This is a genomic window from Paenibacillus sp. BT-177 (assembly GCF_025846815.2).
GTDB lineage: Bacteria > Bacillota > Bacilli > Paenibacillales > Paenibacillaceae > Paenibacillus > Paenibacillus polymyxa_C.
The window spans coordinates 587329-609684 of sequence record NZ_JAOYTP010000001.1 but is presented as its reverse complement, the minus strand read 5'-3'; the positions used below and the strand labels follow the sequence as shown (position 1 = coordinate 609684).

The window sequence follows — 22356 nt, the reverse complement described above, 5'->3', positions numbered from 1 at the left end:
TTTTTATGGATCCAAAAGATATTTTTCGTGCGGTACAAACAGGGGAAATAAATTCTGAAGATGCCGAAAAACAATTGCTCCAATTTATGGGCGGGCTCTCGGATGAATCTTTGGAAGAATCATTGGCAGCTCGATCAGAGGAATCATCATTAGAGGAATTGTCTCTTTCGCTACAGCCATTGGACAGTTTTCACGGACCGGAAAAGGAGAGCAATGGCGAAACGGAAGTGCCGCCTGTGGTTCAACTGCAGGAATTTGAGCATGGCATTGTCCTGTTAACAATGAAGGATACAGTGCACAAAAATACATTTTCCAATGAACTGATTATAGGCCTGAATCAGGCGTTCGAAACGGTGCAGGCTAACGAAAATTATAAAGTTGTGATTCTGACGGGGTACGACACCTACTTTGCCACAGGAGGTACACAGGAGGGACTGCTAGCAATTCATGAGGGAAAGGCGAAATATAGCGATACCAATGTTTACAAGATTGCACTGGATTGCAAGCTACCGGTCATTGCCGCTATGCAGGGACATGGGATTGGCGCAGGCTGGTGCATGGGGATGTTTTGCGATTTTATCGTGATGAGTAGAGAAAGCATCTACACCACTAATTTTATGAAATACGGCTTTACTCCTGGTGCGGGCTCAACTCTCATTTTTCCTGAAAAATTCGGAGTTAGCATGGCGCAGGAAATTTTATTCACAGGTACTAGATATAGCGGTTCAGAACTGGAGTCCAAAGGGACTCCTTTTCCTGTTCTGCCGAGAAACGAAGTGGTACCGTACGCTATGCAGCTGGCAAGAAAATTGTCCGAATCGCCAAGAGAATCATTGATTGAGCTGAAAAACCATATGGCTCAGCCGATAAGAGAAAAGCTGGCGGCTACGATTGAAAAAGAAATAAAAATGCAGGACAAAACGTTTGTGAATCAGCAAGAGGTCAAGGAACGGATTCAAACGGCCTACGGACAGCTGCCGAATAGCGATGATACGCACAAACCGCTCAAGCAGGCTGATCTGAAAAAAAACGTGTCCCGTATACCGCATGGTCAGGAGAAGGATTCGATCGCAATTATTGGCATGGCGGGGCAGTTCCCCAAATCCAAAACATTGACTGAATTCTGGGATAACTTGGCTCAGGGCAGGGATTGTATATCGGAAATTCCTTCAACACGCTGGTCCATTGATGATTATTATGATACTGATCCCAAGGTTGAGGGGAAAACCTATAGCAAGTGGATGGGTGTGCTAGAGGATATAGATCGATTTGACCCGTTGTTCTTTAATATATCTCCTGCGGAAGCAGAGATGATGGACCCTCAACAGCGTCTATTTCTGGAAAGTAGCTGGAAATGCATTGAAGATGCAGGTTTAAATCCTGCCTCACTGTCGGGGAGCCGTTGCGGTGTTTTTGTAGGTTGTGCAGCTAGTGATTATGGAAGGTCCATGAGCGGACAGGGGTTGAACGCGCAGGTTCTTATGGGAGGAGCGCCTTCCATTTTATCGGCCCGGATTTCGTATTTACTGAATTTGAAGGGCCCTTCTCTGGCGATTGATACCGCATGCTCTTCCTCTCTGGTAGCTATTGCTGAAGCTTGCAACAGCCTTGTTTTAGAAACAAGCGATCTTGCTTTAGCGGGCGGAGTAATGGTTATGGCAGGACCGGGGATGCATGTTATGACCAGCAAAGCAGGAATGTTGTCCAAGGATGGACGATGCTTTACTTTTGATGCCCGTGCAAACGGGTTTGTCCCCGGAGAAGGGGTTGGCGTTGTTTTATTAAAACGGCTCTCTGATGCAATCAGGGACAAGGACTCCATCCATGGGGTTATCCGGGGCTGGGGAATGAATCAGGATGGGAAAACCAACGGCATTACCGCTCCAAGTGTAAATTCACAGATTTCGCTCGAAAGAGAGGTTTACCAGCGGTTTAATATTAATCCTGAAACTATCTCTCTGGTAGAGGCCCATGGGACAGGCACCAAGCTGGGCGATCCTATCGAAGTGGAAGGACTTACCGAATCTTTCCGATCCTATACGAGCAAAAAGGGCTATTGCGCGCTGGGATCGCTGAAAAGCAATATGGGACATATGCTGACTGCGGCCGGAGTGGCCGGGGTAATGAAAGTACTCCTGGCTATGAAACACCAGCAATTGCCGCCAACGATCAATTTTGAAGCCTTAAATGAACATATTTCTTTGGAGGAAAGCCCGTTTTACATTAACACCGGGCTACAAAAGTGGGAGTCCAAACCGGGGACACCCCGGCGTGCAAGCGTAAGTGCTTTTGGGTTTAGCGGCACTAACGCACATATGGTTATTGAAGAATATGTGCCTGTAGCCTCTGAGATGAAGCTGGACCCAGTCGATCAAGACAACCCAGTGCTATTTGTACTGTCTGCCAAAAGCGAACAAGCCTTGAAAGCCTATGCAGCTGACATGATGGACTTTGTTAAATTGCACGAAAATGCTAATTTGTCGGACCTGACTTATACCCTTCAAGTGGGCAGAGATGCCATGAACTGGCGTCTCGCGTTTTTGACAGATTCAAGAGGAAATCTGATCGATGAGCTGGAGCATTTTGTGAATGGAAACTCATCGGATAAGGTGTTAACTGGACAGGTAGACGATGCTAGAGACGGAATTGAACTTTTTGATTCTGACGAAGACACCGGGACCCTCGTTCGGGCCTGGCTTCAGAATAGAAGACTTGATAAGGTGGCCAAATTATGGGCCAATGGCGCAAGTATTGAATGGGATGCACTTTATGGAGAAATTAAGCCTCAGCGAATCAGTCTACCGACCTATCCTTTCGAGAGGGAACGCTATTGGTTGTCTGAGACAGACATGGGGCAGGAGAATATAAACCCGGCTATGGCCGCCCAAATTCACCCTTTGCTGCATCAAAATACTTCCGATCTCTCTGGGCAGCGCTACGACTCCACCTTTACAGGCCGGGAATTTTTCCTAGCGGATCACCGAATCCTAGGCCAACCGACATTACCCGGGGTGGCTTACCTTGAAATGGTGCGAGCGGCCGTAGAAGAAGCAGCGGGGGATGTTATGGAGGGTGGGACCCGTATTCGACTGAAAAATGTAGTATGGGCTCAGCCCATCGTTGTAGCTAACAAACCAGTCAGGGTGCACACCAGCCTATATCCTCAGGAAGATGGAGCGATTGCGTTTGAAATATACAGCAGAGTGGAAGAAGACGCCGAAGGTATTATACACAGCCAGGGGATAGCTGTGTTGGAGAGAAGCGGTGAGTCGCAGTATCTGGACCTGAATGTCTTACAGGCAGAATGTATCCGCAGTTCACTAGCTTCAAGCCAATGCTATGAAGCTTTCAGAGCTATGGGAATAGACTATGGCCCGGGACAGAGAGGAATAGAGACCATCTTTCAGGGAAAGGATTACGTGCTGGCAAAGCTGTCCCTTCCATCCAATGTATCTCATACCCAAAGTGAATTTGTATTGCATCCGGCTTTGATGGATTCAGCCTTGCAGGCCACAATCGGCTTGGTGATGGATCGGGAAGAACATGTGCCTGAGGGCAAGCTCTCAGTACCCTTTGCCTTGCAGGAACTGAAAATATTCGAAAAATGCACTTCTGTGATGTGGGCCCGGATTTCCAGACAAGCGAATGAGGAGACACTAAATGGATTGAGCATGGTACATATCGATCTCTGTGACGAGACCGGAAAGATTTGTGTGCAGCTCAAAGGGCTCTCATCCAGAGAGCTGGAAGAAGGAGTAGGGCAAGCAGACTTCGTTGAGCATGTGGGCACACTCATGCTGGAGCCGGTCTGGGAGGAGAAGGAAGTCCCCGCAGGAGAGAACGCGTTCGACGATATACGGCACATTGTGATCCTGTGCGAATTTGAAGGTATCGCCGGGGAGGATATTGCAGCTCGCATGGACGGTACTCGCTGCATTGTTTTACAGTCCTCAAGTACTGACTTGGATGCGCGGTTTGAAGACTACACTATTCAGATATTTGAAGAATTGCAAACTATGATGCTGGACATACACAAACCAAAAACTTTGCTGCAAATTGCAGTCCCTGCCCGAAATGATCAACAGGTCTATTCCGGGTTCTTTGCCATGCTGCAAACCGCCCAAAAAGAAAACCCGAGTATCATGGGTCAACTGCTAGAGCTTGATGCCAAAGATGGCCCTAAGGGGATTATTGCAAAATTACAAGAGAACCGATACAGCCAGTACAGCGAACGGATACGATATCATGGCGACAAGCGACAGGCTTTAAAGTGGCAAGAAATTGAAACCTTGTGTGAAGATCCAGTCCGGCCATGGAAAGATGGAGGGATCTATCTCATCACTGGCGGTCTAGGCGGTCTGGGACTGATTTTTGCCAGAGACATCGTGTGCAATGTGAAAAACTCCACCGTCGTACTGGCAGGACGATCACCTCTGTCAGCGGATAAACAGTCCTTGTTAAGTGAATTGGAAGCGCGGGAAGGTCATATAGAGTACAGACAGGTGGACGTGGGTCAAAAGGAAGCGGTCACCGAGTTAATTCATGGCATCGTCGAGCAATTTGGCGGTCTTAACGGTATTTTACACACAGCAGGAGTGATACGGGACAACTTCATCATCAAAAAGACGATAGAAGAAGTTAGAGAAGTGCTGACTCCCAAAGTCTCAGGGTTGATCCATCTGGATCAGGCCAGCAGAGCCCTGCCTCTCGATTTCTTTATCCTGTTTTCTTCCGGCGCCGGAAGTCTTGGTAATGTAGGACAGATTGATTACTCTGCTGCCAATGGTTTTATGGATGCTTATGCTTCTTATCGAAATGCCTTGGTGGCAGGCAAGCAGCGCCATGGGCACACGCTGTCGATCAACTGGCCGTTGTGGAAAGACGGGGGCATGCATGTCGATGGGGAAACGGAAAAGGCGATGCAAGGTCTGGGCATGATCGCCATGGAAACAGAGAATGGAATAAAGGCTTTGTATCAAGGCTTATCTTCCGGTAAAAGCCAGGTCATGGTTATCGAAGGGTATCCTCAAACGATTAAGGCGGCCATGCTGGGACAGTCTTCAGGAACAGAAATTTCAGACCGTTCCGGATTGGAAGACGGGGAAGCCGCTGTTATCGGCGAAGAATGGCTAAAAGAAAAAGCTGAAGACTATTTGAAAACATTGCTTTCGGCTGTAATCAAGCTGCCAGCTGAAAGTATAAATGTAAACGCGCCTATGGACAGGTATGGGATTGATTCCATATTGGTCATGCAGCTCACGAATGAATTGGAAAAAACGTTTGGCTCACTGCCGAAGACATTATTTTTTGAATACCATAATCTCCGCTCATTAACTGGCTATTTCCTGGAATCGCATCGCGGCCGGCTGGTAGACGTTTTAAAAGCGCAGGAGAAAAATACGGCTCCTCACAAAGTAGCGAACGAACCTGCAAAAGCAGCAATAGAGCCTTTGGTTTCGTTAGCTGCGGGTCGCAAACGTACATGGCCTCTCCCGACAGGTACGCAGCCCCGTCAGGAAAAGAAGGGCTTGGACATTGCCATTATCGGGGTATCGGGAAGATATCCGGGGGCAGCAGGTATCGACGAGTTCTGGAAAAATCTAAGGGATGGGAAGGATTCCATCACTGAGATTCCCAAGGAGCGTTGGGACCACAGCCTGTACTTTAATGAAACTAAAGGTAAGCCCGGGAAAACCTACAGCAAGTGGGGAGGGTTTATCGACGGAGTGGACTGGTTTGACCCGTTGTTTTTCAACATTTCGCCAAGAGAAGCGGAAACGATGGACCCTCAGGAGCGCCTATTCCTAGAATGCGTATATGAAACCATAGAGGATGCGGGCTATACGCGCGAAACTCTTGGTGCAGACCGGGGACTTGGCGGCATGGAAGGCAATGTTGGCGTTTATGTCGGAGTGATGTATCACGAATATCAGCTTTATGGAGCCCAGGAACAAGCCAAAGGGAATATGCTCGGGCTTCTCGGGAATGCTTCGGCGGTTGCCAACCGTGTATCGTATTTTTGTAATTTTCATGGACCAAGTATCGCTGTGGATACCATGTGCTCTTCGTCACTGACAGCAATCCATATGGCTTGTCACGGGTTGCAGCATGGAGAATGTGAACTGGCGGTTGCAGGGGGAGTTAACGTTTCTGTACATCCCAACAAATATCTACTACTCGGACAGGGAAGCTTTGCATCAAGCAATGGGCGGTGTGAAAGCTTCGGACAGGGTGACGGATATGTGCCAGGAGAAGGGGTCGGGGCTTTGCTGCTCAAGCCGCTGGCCAAAGCTATAGCAGATGGAGACCGGGTATATGGCATCATAAAAGGTACTGCAGTGAATCACGGAGGTAAGACCAATGGATATACCGTACCCAACCCCAACGCACAGGCTAGCGTGATTGGGCAGGCCATTCAGGAGGCTGGAATCAACCCTAGAACCATTAGCTATATAGAGGCGCATGGGACAGGAACTCCTCTGGGTGATCCGATTGAAATTGCGGGCTTACAAAAGGTGTTCCGGGAATATACCAGAGACAAGCAGTTCTGTTCAATCGGGTCTGCCAAGTCTAATATCGGACATTGTGAGAGCGCAGCTGGTATTGCCGCGGTGACAAAGGTACTGTTGCAGTTGAAAAATAAACAATTGGTGCCTTCGCTGCATTCAAGCAAGTTAAATCCCAATATCGATTTTAGTGATAGCCCTTTTAAAGTTCAGCAGGAATTAGAGGAATGGAAAAGACCTGTCGTATCCATCGATGGCGAAATCAGGGAATACCCAAGGCTGGCAGGAGTCTCGGCCTTCGGGGCAGGCGGATCTAACGCGCATGTGGTAATCGAAGAATACATTCCAGCAGAGACTGCTCAGCTGCAAGCTACTCCTGCGTCGCTTAATCCTGCCATGATTGTGCTATCGGCCAAGAACAAGGAAAGACTGAACGAGCAGGCCCAAAGATTGCTATCTGCCATCAGAGAGCTGAATGACCCGCGTATAGGTCTCGCAGATATCGCCTACACGTTGCAGATCGGACGAGAAGCGATGGAAGAACGGCTTGCGATCATTGCCACTTCCATCCAAGAGCTGGATTGGAAATTGGAAAGCTTCCTGCTGGAAAAGGAAGGTATAGAAGAGCTGTATAGAGGACAGGTAAAGCGCAACAAAGGAGTATTGGTCACTCAGGAAATCGATGAGGATATGGCTAAAATGGTGGGTGCATGGGTGAGCAAAGGTAAATATGGAAAACTCGCCGAGCTTTGGGTGACGGGATTGCTGTTGGACTGGAACAGGCTTTATGGGGAAGTGAAGCCTCGCAGGATTAGTTTGCCAACCTATCCTTTTGCCAGAGAAAGCTATTGGGTGCCCGTAAACCAGGTAAAGATCGATGGCATGACAGCCGCTCTCGGTCAGTCTACATTTTTGTCACCTTTACTGCATCACAACACTTCAAACTTCTTGAAGCAGCGGTTCAGCTCAACGTTTACAGGCGAGGAGTTTTTCCTCAGGGATCATACGGTAAAAGGCCAACGGGTTCTACCAGGGGTCGCTTATCTTGAGATGGTACGGGCGGCTGTGGAACGCTCTATAGGAGATGAGGACAACTGCGCAACAGGAGTCCGGTTGAAAAATGTAAACTGGATTCGGCCAATTGTGGTGGAAGATCGGCCATTCTCAGTACACACCGGACTATTCTTGGAAGACGCCGGAAAAATCAGCTTTGAAGTGTATAGTGAGCAAGAAGGAAGCAATATCGGACATACCGTGCACAGCCAGGGCAATGCGGTGCAGTTTAAGGTGGAACAAAAGCTAGTGCTTAACCTTGAGGCATTACAGGCAGAATTTGATCCACACGGATTTGAGGGGGCGCGCTGCTACGATTTCTTCCAAAAAATCGGGATGGATTACGGCCCAGCCTTCAAATGTGTGGAGAAAGTGTACACACGTCCGGGCAAGGTACTGGTCAAGCTGGCACTGCCCTCCATGCTCTCTGATTCGGCTGACAGCTTTGTTCTTCACCCTAGCTTAATGGATGCGGCTTTGCATGCATCGATCGGATTAATCATGGGGCAAGATGGAGGGCTGCCGGACAGCACGGTACCCAATACCCCTTCTATGCCATTCGCTCTTCAAGAGGTCGAAATCCATGGGGGATGCACCCAGAATATGTGGTCGTTGATTCAATACAGCGAGGGCAGCAAGAGAGAGGACAAGGTACAGAAGCTCAATATCGACTTATGTGATGAGGAAGGGAACGTTTGTGTCAGAATAACGGGACTATCCACCCGGGCGCTGGACGGAGATATCCGCACTGAGCATGCACAAGGTGTAGTCGCAGGAGATCATGCCGCCGATCTGCTTGTAGGAGCCGTTATGCTCATCCCCAAATGGGACCCGGTTGCGCTTAAAAAAGATACAGCTTTCCCATCGTCGATAGACCGAATGGTCATTGCAGGTGGTACAGACAAAGATAGACAGGCTATCCGGGAATACTATCCGAAGGCGCATTTTTTGGAGCTACAGGCGCAGGATTCCATAGAAACGGTTGCCTCAAAGGTCGAAGAATATGGAGCAGTTGACCACATTTTGTGGATCGCACCTTGTAGTTCCGTCGAATCGGTCACTGCTGAATCCTTGATTGAGGAACAGAAGCCAGGAGTCTTACTCTTCTTTAGATTGGTCAAGGCGCTACTCCTACTGGGGTATGGAACGAAAAAGCTAGGCTGGACAACTATAACCACCCAGGCTCAGTCGATCGATCAGGACGATACAGTCCACCCGGCCCACGCAAGTTTCCATGGGTTGGTAGGCACGATGGCCAAAGAATATCCGAACTGGAAGGTTCGTATTATAGACCTGCAATCCGACTATGACTGGCCGTTATCCGAACTATTTACGCTGCCTTCAGACCGTCAGGGACGGATGTGGGTTTTCAGAGGCGGACAGTGGTACCGACAGCAGCTAATTCCGTTCAAGCAGACTCCAGGCGCAAAAGGACAGACACTGTACAAAACCGGAGGCGTCTATGTGGTTATCGGTGGTGCAGGCAACATCGGAGTGGCCTGGAGCAAGTATATGGCCTCGACTTATCAGGCCCAGATGGTGTGGATAGGCAGAAGGCCAAAGGATGCATCCATCCAGGCTAAATTGGACGAATTTAAAGGCCACGGGCCTGTTCCATGCTATATTACGGCAGATGCAGCAGATGAAAGGTCGCTGCAGGGAGCATATGAGGAGATAAAGCAGCGTTACTCCAAGATCAACGGCGTAGTTCACTCTGCCATTGCCTTTTTGGAGAAGGGATTGGAAGACTTGACGGAGGAAGGGCTCCGGTCCGGGCTTTCGGCAAAGGTCGATGTCAGTGTACGCATGGCTCAGGTCTTCCAAAATGAACCGCTGGATTTCGTGTTGTTTTTCTCTTCCATTATTGCCTATGTAAAAAATCCAGGACAAAGCAGCTATGCTGCTGGATGTACCTTTAAGGATTCATTTGCGCAGCGGCTCTCACAGGAATGGCGTTGTCCGGTGAAAGTCATGAACTGGGGATACTGGGGGAACGACGAGAACAATGCTTCCCAAGACAGGCAGCAAGAGGTGGAAAATTACTCAAGACTAGCGCAGATCGGTGTTGGACTTATTGAGCCTCAAGAGGGGATGGAGGCACTTGAGACGTTGCTTGCTTCCCCGCTGAATCAAGTAGGGCTGATGAAAACAACAAAACATCTAGATTTGGAAGGGACTAATCCGGCGGAAGCCATTGACCTGTACCCGCACAACACGGATCCCGATCTTCGGGATATACAAGAAAGTATTGCTGCAGTGATCAAATCAAAAGTCCAGTTTGCCGAGGACTATGCGGCAGAGGATGCTGGCAGCCTGCAGGAAAGGGAATTGGAACACCTATTGTGCAAACTAATGCAGGAGCAACTTTTGTCTATGGGGCTGACAGGGACAGATCGTCAGTCTGTCGACGAGTTTAAACATAAGCATGGGTTGCCTGAGTTATATGGAAAATGGCTAGGTGAGAGCGTGAAGATTTTGGCACGACTGAATGAAGCCCTTACAGATGGAAATGCTTCCAGCCCGGCTTATGAAGAGGATGTCTGGCGGGAATGGGAAGAGCACAAGCATACATGGCTGAAATATCCGCAGATGCGAGCAAGGGTACATTTGGCTGAGACAACGCTGCGGGCTTTGCCTGAAATTATCACCGGTCAATGTCCTGCCACGGAAATCATGTTCCCTAATTCCTCGATGGAATTAGTGGAAGGGGTTTATAAGAATAGCTTGGTAGCTGACTATTTTAATGAAGTTCTTTCCGATACGATCGCCGCCTATGTTCAGCAGAGAATTATGAACAACTCCGCTGCAGAAATCAGAATTCTCGAAATCGGAGCAGGCACCGGAGGAACCAGCAGCACCGTATTTCTCAAATTACGGCCATATTGCAAACACATTCAGGAATATTGTTATACCGATATTTCAAAGGCCTTTTTGATGCACGCAGAAAAAGAGTATGGGCCAGACAATCCGTATCTTAGTTATCGAATATTTAATGTGGAAGAACCTATTGCTGGACAAGGTATTGATGCGGGTAAATATGATATTGTCATTGCTGCCAATGTACTTCATACGGCAAAAGATATTCGCCAGGCATTGCGCAATGCGAAAGCGGTTTTGAAAAGCAACGGCCTGCTTCTGTTAAATGAACTCATGGGCAGCAGCGTGTTTACCCATCTTACCTTCGGATTGCTGGATGGCTGGTGGGCTTATGAGGATTCGGAATTGCGTATTCCCGGCTGCCCTGGGCTGTATCCTCACGTATGGAAAAGCGTATTGGCCAAAGAAGGCTTTCACACAGCGTTCTTCCCAGCGCAGGAGGCGCATGATTGGGGCCAGCAGATCGTTGCAGCCCAAAGCGATGGCTTGGTTCGGCAAAAGCGACAGCCAAAGCAGAAAACCATATCGATAGAGAATAGGACTGTTGAAGCAGGATCAATGAAACAATCAGCTCAGCCCAAAAGAGAGGCAGTACAGGCAGAATCAGAAAATGTGCTGCGCAGCAAAAGTACGGCCTACTTTAAAAATTTACTTGGCGAAACACTAAAAATGGAACCGGGAAGCATCGACTCTACGGTTGCCCTGGAAGAGTACGGGATCGACTCGATATTGGTTGTGCAAATCACCAATGTTTTGCGTGAGGTCATCGAGGATTTTGCCAGCACCCTGTTTTTTGAGTACAACACCATAGATGATCTGGTAGCGTACCTGCTTCAAACGCAAATGGATTCGTTGAAGAAGCTGGTAGGTATGAAGGAGACAGAGATGAGCGAAGAAACTTCCAGAGTGGAAGAGGTACCTGCTCCACAGGTAATCGATATGGCCCCAATGAGCTTTGTACGGGAAGGACGCTTCCTTAAGCCGTCTGTCAGCAAAGGTGAGAAGCCAAAGGAGCACTCCTCTAATATCAGAGATATTGCGATTGTGGGCTTGTCAGGGCGCTATCCAGGAGCTCGTAATGTAGAGGAATATTGGAACAACCTAAAAGAGGGTAAAAACTGCATCACTGAAATTCCGAAAGACCGTTGGGATTGGAAGACCTACTTTGACGAAGAAAAAGGAAAACGAGGCACCATCTATACGAAATCAGGCGGTTTTATCGATGGAATCGATTTATTTGATCCGCTATTTTTCAAGATTTCTCCTGCAGAAGCTGAAACTATGGACCCGCAGGAACGGCTCTTTCTGGAAGCCGCATACGCAAGTATTGAGGATGCCGGATATACCCCTGCCAATCTTTGTGAGAGTCGAAAAGTGGGCGTATTTGCGGGCGTAATGAATGGGAATTACGGTTTGGGACCTCAATACAATTCCATTTCCAATCGGATATCCTATCATTTGGATTTCCAAGGTCCAAGTATGACCATCGATACCGCTTGTTCTTCCTCATTGACGGCGATCCATCTAGCTTTGGAAAGTCTGTATAGCGGTATCAGCGAGTGCGCTATTGTCGGGGGGGTCAATTTGATCGTAGACCCAATCCACTATATTAAGCTGTCAGCAATGACGATGCTTTCCAAAAATGGCGAATGTAAGTCGTTTGGAGACCAAGCGGATGGATTCGTTGATGGGGAGGGCGTTGGCGCTATCGTGTTAAAGCCGCTGGAGAAAGCTATTGCAGACGGTGACCATATTTATGGTGTCATCAAAGGGAGCATGCTCAATGCTTCAGGTAAAACCAGTGGTTATACAGTACCTAGCCCTCAAGCTCAATCTCAGCTGATCGAGGCGGCGCTCCAGCGTTCGAATGTTGATGCAAGAACCATCAGTTATATTGAAGCCCATGGAACCGGCACGGCTTTGGGAGATCCTATTGAAATTGCAGGATTGACCAGGGCTTTTGAGAAATTCACACAAGACAAGCAGTTCTGCGCCATAGGGTCGGTCAAATCCAATATTGGTCACACTGAGAGCGCAGCAGGCATTGCAGGAGTAACTAAAATATTGTTGCAGCTTAAGCATCGCCAGTTAGTACCATCTTTACATTCTAGGAAGTTGAATCCTGAAATTCATTTCACCAATACTCCTTTTGTCGTTCAGCAGAGCCTAGAAGAATGGAAGAGACCGGTAATTACAACGGATGGAATCACTGAAGAGTATCCGAGACGGGCTGGAATATCGTCTTTCGGTGCAGGAGGGGCCAACGCTCATATCGTGATTGAAGAGTATATTCCCGAGGCCCAGGAGCCATCAGGAATAGAATCTGCTTCTCAGGGACCTGCCATGATCGTGCTATCAGCCAAGAGTGAGGAGCAGCTTAAGGAAAAAGGACGACAGCTGCTTGAGGCTCTTCAAGGTCAGTTATCCTCTGTTAGCATATTGGATATTGCCTATACGCTCCAGGTGGGACGCGAACCGATGGAGGAGCGTCTAGCCATGCTTGTGGATTCGATCACAGATCTTGAGGAGAAATTAAAGGAATTTGTGGCCGGACGCCACCACATGCTCAACCTGTATAGAGGCCAGGTGAAGCGCAACAAAGAAGCGTTGTCCATTTTTACGGGGGACGAAGACCTGCAGCAACTGATTGAACATTGGATTTCCAAAAGGAAATATACAAAGCTTCTGGAGCTGTGGGCCAAAGGGCTAAATTTGGATTGGAACAAACTTTATACTGGCAAGGTACCTCGCCGTATCAGCTTGCCAACCTATCCATTTGCAAAAGAGCATTACTGGACTTCTGAAAGCAAGGATCAATTAAAAGCCCATGCATTACTGCCGCAAAATGAAAGCAATGTAGATTTTGATGATCAATTGTGCGGCAGACTCTTGGATGAAATGATGAACGACGCCATGTCTGTTGATGAGGCCGCCAATGAAATCTTCAATATATTCATACGTAAATGAGAAGTTTCTACATGCTGGGAGGCAATCGAAGATGAAGGACTTTTTTCAAACTATTCTGGGCGAGGTAAAAAGCGGACGGATGCAGAAAGAGGAGGCTCTCCTCAGAATACGCCAAATTCAAGCTCAAATGGCTTCATACGGACCCCTGCAAAGCAAAGCAGGGACCGAGGCGGGAACCCTGGCGGATACAGGAGTGCTTATGCTTGAGCCTTCATGGAAAGAGCAAGCTGCACTCCAAAAAGCGGCTCTTCATGAATGTAGCCAGCATCTGGTGGTGCTTTGTGAACTTGATCATATCTCGGAGCGAAGTATTGAAGCGCTCATGAAAGGAACCCGATGCATCAAGCTCCATGCCGGTCAAACCGGCATGGATGAACGCTTTCAGGGCTATGCCCTTCAACTGCTTGCGGAAGTGCAAATGCTCCTCAAAGAGAACTTGAGGGGCAGCGTACTGATACAGATTGCTGCTTCCTCACAAAGCGGACAGCAGCTCTTTGCTGGGCTTTTTGGATTGCTGCAAACAGCCGAAAAGGAAAACCCAAAAATCGTAGGGCAATTCGTTGAATTGGAAGCTACAGGTTTGGAAGAGATCGTTGAGAAATTAAAAGAGAACAGCCAATACCCCAAAGACAAAAGGATACAGTATGAGAACGGTAAACGGCTGGTTCTCAGCTGGAATGAAATGAAGACCCCTGAAACTCCGGGAAGAGTCCCCTGGAAGGATCGGGGGATTTATTTGATTACGGGCGGTGCAGGAGGTTTAGGGCTTGTTTTTGCGAGAGATATCGCCCGGCGAGTCCAAGAAGCTACGCTAGTCCTGGTAGGGCGTTCAATATTTGACGAAGGCAAGCAGGCCATATTGGAGGGATTGAAAGCACTGGGAGCCCGCGTAGAGTACAAACGAGCGGACGTATCCCGAAAGAAAGAGGTCTCGCAACTGGTCCTAAAGATCCGAGAGGAGCATGGGGGGCTTGATGGAATCCTCCATAGTGCAGGGGTGATACAGGATCGTTTTATTATTCATAAGACGCAGGAAGAGTTCAAGGAAGTAATGGCGCCCAAAGTAGCCGGATTGGTCAACCTGGATCAGGCGACGAAGGAGCTAGACCTTGATTTCTTCATTTTCTTCTCATCCATCGCAGGGATTATGGGTAACCCTGGTCAGGCCGATTATGCCGCAGCAAATGCGTTTATGGATGCCTATGCCTTATATCGAAACAGCCTCGTCTCTTCTAAGGAGCGCAAAGGGCAGACGCTGTCTGTCAATTGGCCTCTCTGGAAGGATGGAGGAATGCATGCGGATGCTGAAACAGAAAGGGTTTGGCAAAGTATTGGCATGGTGGCCATGCAAACTTCAAACGGCGTTAAGGCTTTATATGATAGTCTGGCCTCTGGCCAGAAGCAGGTGCTGGTGATAGAGGGGGATTTGTCCAGATTGCGGAAGCATCTATTGGAGCCTCAGCCACAGGAAAACGTGTACGTTGAAGAGACAGCTTCCTCACCGATAAATCCTGAGCTGCTTCTGGAAAAAACCTTGCACCAGCTTAAAGTGTTGTTTGGAGAAGTGACTAAGCTGAGCGTTGAAAAGATTGATGTCAGTGAGCCTTTGGAGAGCTACGGCATAGACTCCATCATGATTACAAGGCTCAATCAAAAGCTTCAGGGAGTTTTTGGTGAAATCTCGATGACCCTGTTTTTTGAATATCAGACGTTGGAAGCAGTAGCGGAATATTTTATTGCTGACTACTATGAGGAATGCGTACGGTGGACAGGACTTGGAAGACGGCTGGAGCCGGAAGAAAACTTCATCCCCGCATCTTTGCATACTGATAGCGAATTATCATTGCCGACTCTACCAAAGGAAGAAAACCATCATGCCAGTAGGACAGTTATAGACACAGGCAGTGTAAAACACGAACAAATAGCCATTATTGGCATGAGCGGACGATTTCCACAAGCAAAAAATATGGAGGAATACTGGAGCAATTTACAACAGGGCAAAGATTGTATTACAGAAATCCCCGCAGATCGCTGGAAGAGGGAAGGATTTTACTCTCCTAACATAAAGGAAGCTGTGGAGAAGGGCAAAAGCTATAGCAAATCTGGGGGATTTGTGGAGGATTTTGCAGATTTTGATCCTCTTTTCTTCAATATATCTCCTCGGGAAGCTATGAGTATGGACCCTCAAGAGCGGATATTCCTGGAAGAATGTTGGAAGACCTTCGAGGATGCTGGATACAGCAGAGATCAGCTTGCAGCGCAATATAATGGGCGAATTGGCGTCTTTGCAGGCATTACCGCAACAGGCTTCAATTTATACGGACCCAAGCTGTGGGAGCAAGGCAAACCAATCTTTCCTCGCACATCTTTCAGTTCGGTAGCAAATCGAATATCGTATCTCTTGAATCTGAAGGGACCTAGCTTTTCGGTCGATACCATGTGCTCATCGTCATTAACTGCAATCCATGAGGCCTGTGAGCATATCCATAACGGAGAATGCGAGATTGCTATTGCAGGGGGAGTTAACTTATATCTTCATCCTTCCAACTATGTTTTTCTAAGCACAATGCGAATGCTATCGCCAGAGGGACGGTGCAAGAGCTTTGGTGAAGGAGGAAATGGATTTGTCCCTGGTGAAGGTGCGGGTGTTGTGCTGCTCAAACCTTTATCTCGTGCCATTGCCGATAAGGACCATATTTATGCGGTTATTCGGGCAACTAGTATCAATCATGGCGGAAAAACAAACGGGTATACCGTGCCTAATCCGGTAGCACAGGCAGAATTGATCCGAGAAACCTTGGATAAAGCAGGCGTCAATGCTCGAACAGTCAGTTATATTGAAGCTCACGGTACAGGGACAGAACTCGGTGATCCTATTGAAATTACCGGACTTACCCAGGCTTTCAAGAAGGATACACAGGATACAGGGTTCTGTGCGATTGGCTCGGTAAAATCAAACATAGGCCATTTAGAGGCGGCCGCAGGGATTGCAGGAATCGCTAAAATTATTCTGCAAATGAAAAACCGAAAAATTGTCCCAAGCCTGCATGCCAAAGAATTGAACCCCAATATAAACTTTGCAAAAACGCCATTTACAGTTCAGCAGGGACTTGCTGAATGGAAACGTCCGATTTTTGAGAAAAACGGCGAGCAACGGGAATACCCTAGAATTGCAGGCATATCTTCCTTCGGAGCCGGAGGGTCTAATGCCCATATCGTTCTAGAAGAATACATTCCGGCAGAACAGGCTGTCTCTACTCCGCAAAAGCCGGTTGTCATTATATTGTCGGCCAAAAGTGATGAAGCATTGAAAGAGCAGGCTGTTCAGTTGACTGCTGCAATTGATAAAAATGTCTTCACAGATAACGACCTGGTGAATGCGGCTTACACCTTGCAAATGGGGCGTGAGGCGATGGATGAGCGTCTTGCCGTGGTCGTTCAGTCAGTAGAGGAACTTAGGAACAAACTGCGGGAATTCAATGGGGGAAGACGGGATATTGCACAGCTTTATCGGGGACAGGCCAAGCGGGACAAAGAGAACTTGGATGTAGTTAAGCAGGAAGAAGCGCTGGATGAATCCTTTGATGTCTGGAATCTAGCAGAGAAATACGGCAGACTTTCGGAATTGTGGGTCAAGGGTGTGCACGTTGACTGGAACAGACTCTACAGTGATATCCAACCTTTCCGCATCAGTTTGCCCACATATCCCTTTGCTAGGGAACGCTACTGGATATCAGTAGATGAAGAAAAGCCCGCTGGTGTCGCTCCAGCATATCTGCACCCCTTGCTGCATCACAACACCTCCGTTCTTTCTGAGCAAAGATTTAGCTCAACCTTTAACGGTCAGGAGTTTTATCTGAATAGCTCCGGCGTTGACGGAAGACTCGTCCTGTCAGATGGAGCATGTCTTGAAATGGCACGGGCAGCGGTTGAACAGTCGTTAACAGTACAGGAGAAGGGTCAGGCAGGCATCACACTCACAGACATGGTATGGACACATGCTCCTGTCATAGGAGATCGGCCGGAAATACATATAGGACTCTTTCCGGGAGATCAAGGTAGAATTGATTTCAAGATTTACAGCACACGAGCCGAAGCAGGCGATCCTGTCATATACAGCGAGGGAAGTGCCGAGCTGGGGGCTTTAAGTAGAACGGAAACATTAGATATTCAGGCTTTGCAGATGGAGTGCATTGATCATATTTCACATGGGGGAGACGATGAAGCACTGCGGACGATTGAAGTTAACTACGGTTCGGAATTCCAGTCCGCTGAGCAAGTTTATATAGGTCAGGACTTGGTACTGGCCAAGCTATCACTGCCTTCCGGTATGGCGAATACTGGGGGCCTATTTGTTGTGCACCCCTTCATAACAAGTGCTGCCCTGCAAATGCCCTTATACCTGCTTTCAAATAATGAAAATATTATGCGGTTCACCGGCATTGACTCTCGGAAAAAAATACTGCCGACTGCGATAGATAGGCTTCAAATATTTCGGGAGTGTCCGAGCGACTTGTGGGCGTTGGTACGGCATGAAAGAGGAAACCAGATTGATCATAGGGCGCACAAGTATGACATTGATTTGTGCGACGAGGCAGGCAGAATCTGTGTGCGCATGAAAGGGGTCTCCTACAAGGAAGCGGAGACTTGTGAGCAACCGCTCGGTGCAATGATGCTGCAGCCATTCTGGAAAGAACAGGCGGTTGGGGAGGAAACCATAACAACCGACTACGAACGACATGTGGTCATACTTTGTGAGACAGATGCCATAGCTGCGTTACATGTCGAGGCTTCCTTGACAGGCGTGGAATGTATCACCCTACAAGCCCGCATGGAGGAGGTCGACCGACGCTTTGAAACATATGCCGTTCAGGTCTTTGAGAAAATACAAGGTATCCTGATTAACAAGCCTAAAGGCAAAGTGTTGGTACAAATTGTAACGATGTCTGGAAATGAAAAGCTACTTTTCTCCGGGCTGTGCGGCTTACTCAAAACAGCTCATAAGGAGAATCCAAAGTTCTATGGGCAACTGATTGAAGTAGGGGAAATAGAGAAAAATGAAAGACTCATTGAAATATTAAGATCGAGCAGTCGGCGTCCAGAGGACAGCCGCATCCGGTTTGTAGAAGGCAAACGTTGGATTCCTGCCTGGAACAAGGTCGAAATGCCGTCGATACCACAAATTCCATGGAAAGATCATGGAGTTTATCTGGTTACTGGAGGTGCCAAAGGCCTGGGTCTTATTTTTGCCAAAGAAATTGCGCGTCAGACCAGGGAAGCAACCCTGATTCTGACTGGGCGGTCCCTGCTGACCGAGGACAAGCTGGCGCCATTGGAAGAATTGAAGCGTTTGGGCGCCAAGGTGGAATATAGACAGGTGGATGTTACGCAGAAGGAAGCGGTGGTTGGCCTGATTGAGGACATCCAAACGGCATACGGCGGAATTAACGGCATTCTGCACAGTGCTGGAATTATCAAAGATAACTATATCATCAAAAAGACGAGCGCAGAATTTAGGGAAGTACTGGCGCCAAAGGTGGCCGGCCTAGCCCATTTGGATCAGGCCAGTAAGGACATGCCCCTAGATTTCTTTATCCTTTTTTCATCAGCTGCGGGAGTGGGCGGAAATGCGGGTCAGTCTGACTATGCTACCGCGAATGCGTTCATGGATGCATATGCTTGGTATCGTAATACCTTGGTATCCTCCTGGGAGCGTATGGGCAAAACGCTGTCGATCAATTGGCCGCTATGGAAAGAAGGCGGAATGCGGCCTGACCAGGAGACGGAGAAGGCCTTGCAGAATGTAGGTATGTTTGCGATGAGGACAGAGACTGGTATTAGTGCATTGTATCAAAGCATAGCCTGCATATCGAATCAAGCGATGGTGGTAGAAGGAGACATTGAGCTGATCAGCAGAATGATGATTATGGAAGGACAGCTTGAAGAAAGCGGAGAAGCAGCCCGAGATCAGAGACTCGGATCAGAGGACGACAACGTTCTCTTCTCAGCAAATAAGGTAGTGTCCGTCCAAGATGAACATCTGCTGCGTGAAAAGACGACCCATTACTTGAAGACTTTGCTGTCTTCGTCAATCGAACTGCCTGCATATCGAATTGAAGAGGATACGCCGTTGGAAAATTACGGGGTGGATTCTATTAAGTCTATGGAACTGACTGACCAGTTGGAGAAGACGTTCGATCAGGTGTCGAAGACGATATTTTTTGAATATCCGAATATTCGGAGCTTAACCGAGTATTTTTTGGAATCTCATCGAGACGAATTAATCGCTCTGTTTGGTCTGGAGCAGGCAGTAACTGTAGGTGTAAAAGCCGCCACCGCCACGGCAGCAATGGGTACAGAACTTCGACCAGGAGAAGAACAGCTGCGTGATCAGGTGACAAGTTATCTAAAAGGCTTGCTTTCTTCATCTACCGGACTGCCGGAACAACGCATTGAAGAGGATAAAAACCTAAAAAACTATGGGGTTGACTCCATAAAGTCTATGGAAATAACCGATCAGCTGGAAGAAACGTTTGGATCACTGTCCAGAACCTTACTGTTTGAATATCCGAATATCCGAAGCTTAACCGAATATTTTCTGGAATCTCACCGAGACGAATTAAGCACTTTGTTTGGTCTGGATCAGGTAGCGACTGTAAGTGCAATAGCTGACACGGTTTCTATAGCCAATGAGACAAAATCCCTGTCTAGAGAAGGGCGGCTGCGTGATCAGACGACAGGGTATCTAAAGGGCTTACTTTCCTCGTCCATCGGACTGCCGGAACAACGCATTGAAGAGGATAAAAACCTAGAGAACTATGGAGTTGACTCCATAAAGTCTATGGAAATAACCGATCAACTGGAAGAAACGTTTGGATCACTGTCCAGAACCTTACTGTTTGAATATCCAAATATCCAGAGTTTAACGGATTACTTCCTGGAATCACACTGGGATGAATTGAACGCTTTGTTTGGTGCTGAACAAGAGCTAGTTGCGGGAGCCAGCACGAAATCCATTGGCATCGTAGAACATGCAAAAGCTCCCTCTCCAATATTTCGGCACTCACCCATTTCGTCAGTGCGAGTAGAGCCTAAGGAGGCGGTCACAGGAAAAGGAGCGATGGACATTGCTGTCATCGGGGTGTCCGGAAAATATCCTGGAGCGGAAAATATTCAAGAATTCTGGAGAAATCTCCAAGAGGGTAAGGACTGCATTACCGAAGTTCCCACAGATCGCTGGGATCACGATCTTTACTTTGATAAAGAAAGAAATAAACCGGGAAAAACCTACTGCAAATGGGGGGGCTTCCTAAACCGAATAAATCCGTTGGATTCTTCTTTCTTTCACCTGACCCCTCATGAGGTGAGTTTGATGGACCCAATGGAACAGCTTTTCCTGGAAATGATATGGAGCCTGCTGGAAAGTGCGGGATATACGCGAGAGGTGCTACAGAAAAAACACCAGTCCAAGGTGGGGGTCTACGTCGGTGCTACGTATCATAAATACTGCGACTGTGATACAAATACGGATGCCCCTCGGATCACATCCTTTGGTTCTGTTGCTGTCGCCAACCCCATGTCGCATTATTTCAATTTCCAGGGTCCGAGCATATCCATTGATACGATGAGCTCTTCCTCTGCTGTGGCTGTCCATATGGCATGTGAAAGCCTGATCAGAGGAGAGTGCCAAATCGCAGTAGCTGGCGGGGGGAATCTGTTGACAAGCCCAAAAAAATATATCGAATCCAGCCAGAACAATTTGATCGGAAGCCATGAAGATAGTCGAAGCTTTGCGGATGGAGACGGATATCTTCCGGCGGAGGGAGTTGGGGCAGTTCTCTTAAAGCCGCTTCATAAGGCAGAACAGGATGGAGACTGTATTTTAGCAGTCATCAAATCTACGGCAACTAATCATGGAGGACACAGCAATGGGTATACGATCCCTAATCCCAATGCACAGGCACAACTTGTTGAAGAGAACTTTTTGAAAGCCGGCATTCACCCCCGGACAGTCAGCTATGTAGAGGCAGCAGCCAATGGATCTACATTGGGAGACCCAATTGAGCTAGTCGCCTTGAAAAAATCATTCCAGAAATTTACGGACGAGCAGCACTTTTGTGCCATAGGATCGGTTAAATCCAATATAGGCCATGCAGAAGCAGCCTCGGGGATATCGCAGCTAACCAAGACCATATTGCAATTGTGGCATCGAAAACTGGTTCCCACCATTAAAGCGGAGAAGCTGAATCCCAATCTTACTTTCAGCAATACTCCATTTTATCTGCAGCGGGAGCTTCAGGAATGGAAGCGGCCTGTAATAGAGCTGGAAGGAGAAGCGCGGGAATTTCCGTTGCGGGCAACAGTAAGCTCCTTCGGTGCTGGGGGATCTAACGTCCATTTTATTCTGGAAGAATACATTCCTTCGCCAAAAGAAGCTGTTCAGTTGAAAGGGGCAGATCAGACAGAAGTAGTGGTTCTCTCGGACGTAAACTGGGAGCGATTGAAGGCTCTTGCGAGTCAATTGCTTGAATATGTGGAGCAGCAGAACGAGCTTTGCTTACATGATGTGGCTTTCACACTTCAGACAGGCCGCGAAGCGATGAAGTGCCGAACGGCAATCGTAGCGAGCTCGCGAGAGGAACTGCTCACTGGTCTGAGAGAGCTTATCGAATCCGTCGGCAAAGGCAACGAGCCAGAGGGAGCGTCTATTCCGATATTTATTGGGGAAGGCGGAGAAGATTCGAATACAAGTGCACTCCTTTTAGGAAAAGTAGGCGAGAAAGTTTCCCAAATTCTTTTAGAGGAGAGGAACCTGGAAAATATTGCAATGTATTGGACCCAGGGAGGCAGAATTACGTGGGAGGCGCTCCATGAGGGACAAGCTGTTCGCAGAATTCCCTTACCGACCTCTCCGTTCTGAGCACAAATTGGGGAACTGGGCACTGTCTGACGA

The 22356-nt window shown here is 48.0% G+C and carries 2 protein-coding genes; both read left to right on the top strand.

Translation table 11 applies throughout. From position 1 onward, the window contains the following. Positions 1-5 precede the first annotated feature (5 nt). A complete protein-coding gene (locus OIU26_RS02850) occupies positions 6-13403 on the top strand; it encodes an SDR family NAD(P)-dependent oxidoreductase (protein ID WP_264215881.1) in 13398 nt (4465 codons plus the stop codon). A 31-nt stretch (positions 13404-13434) separates the two neighbouring features. Next, entirely contained in the window at positions 13435-22323 is an 8889-nt protein-coding gene (locus tag OIU26_RS02845) for a hybrid non-ribosomal peptide synthetase/type I polyketide synthase (protein WP_264215880.1), read from the top strand. Positions 22324-22356 lie beyond the last annotated feature (33 nt).

Excerpts from the sequence above, each read along its gene's own strand:
- OIU26_RS02850 (WP_264215881.1), top strand. The coding sequence starts at position 6 with ATGGATCCAAAAGATATTTTTCGTGCGGTACAAACAGGGGAAATAAAT.
- OIU26_RS02845 (WP_264215880.1), top strand. The coding sequence starts at position 13,435 with ATGAAGGACTTTTTTCAAACTATTCTGGGCGAGGTAAAAAGCGGACGG.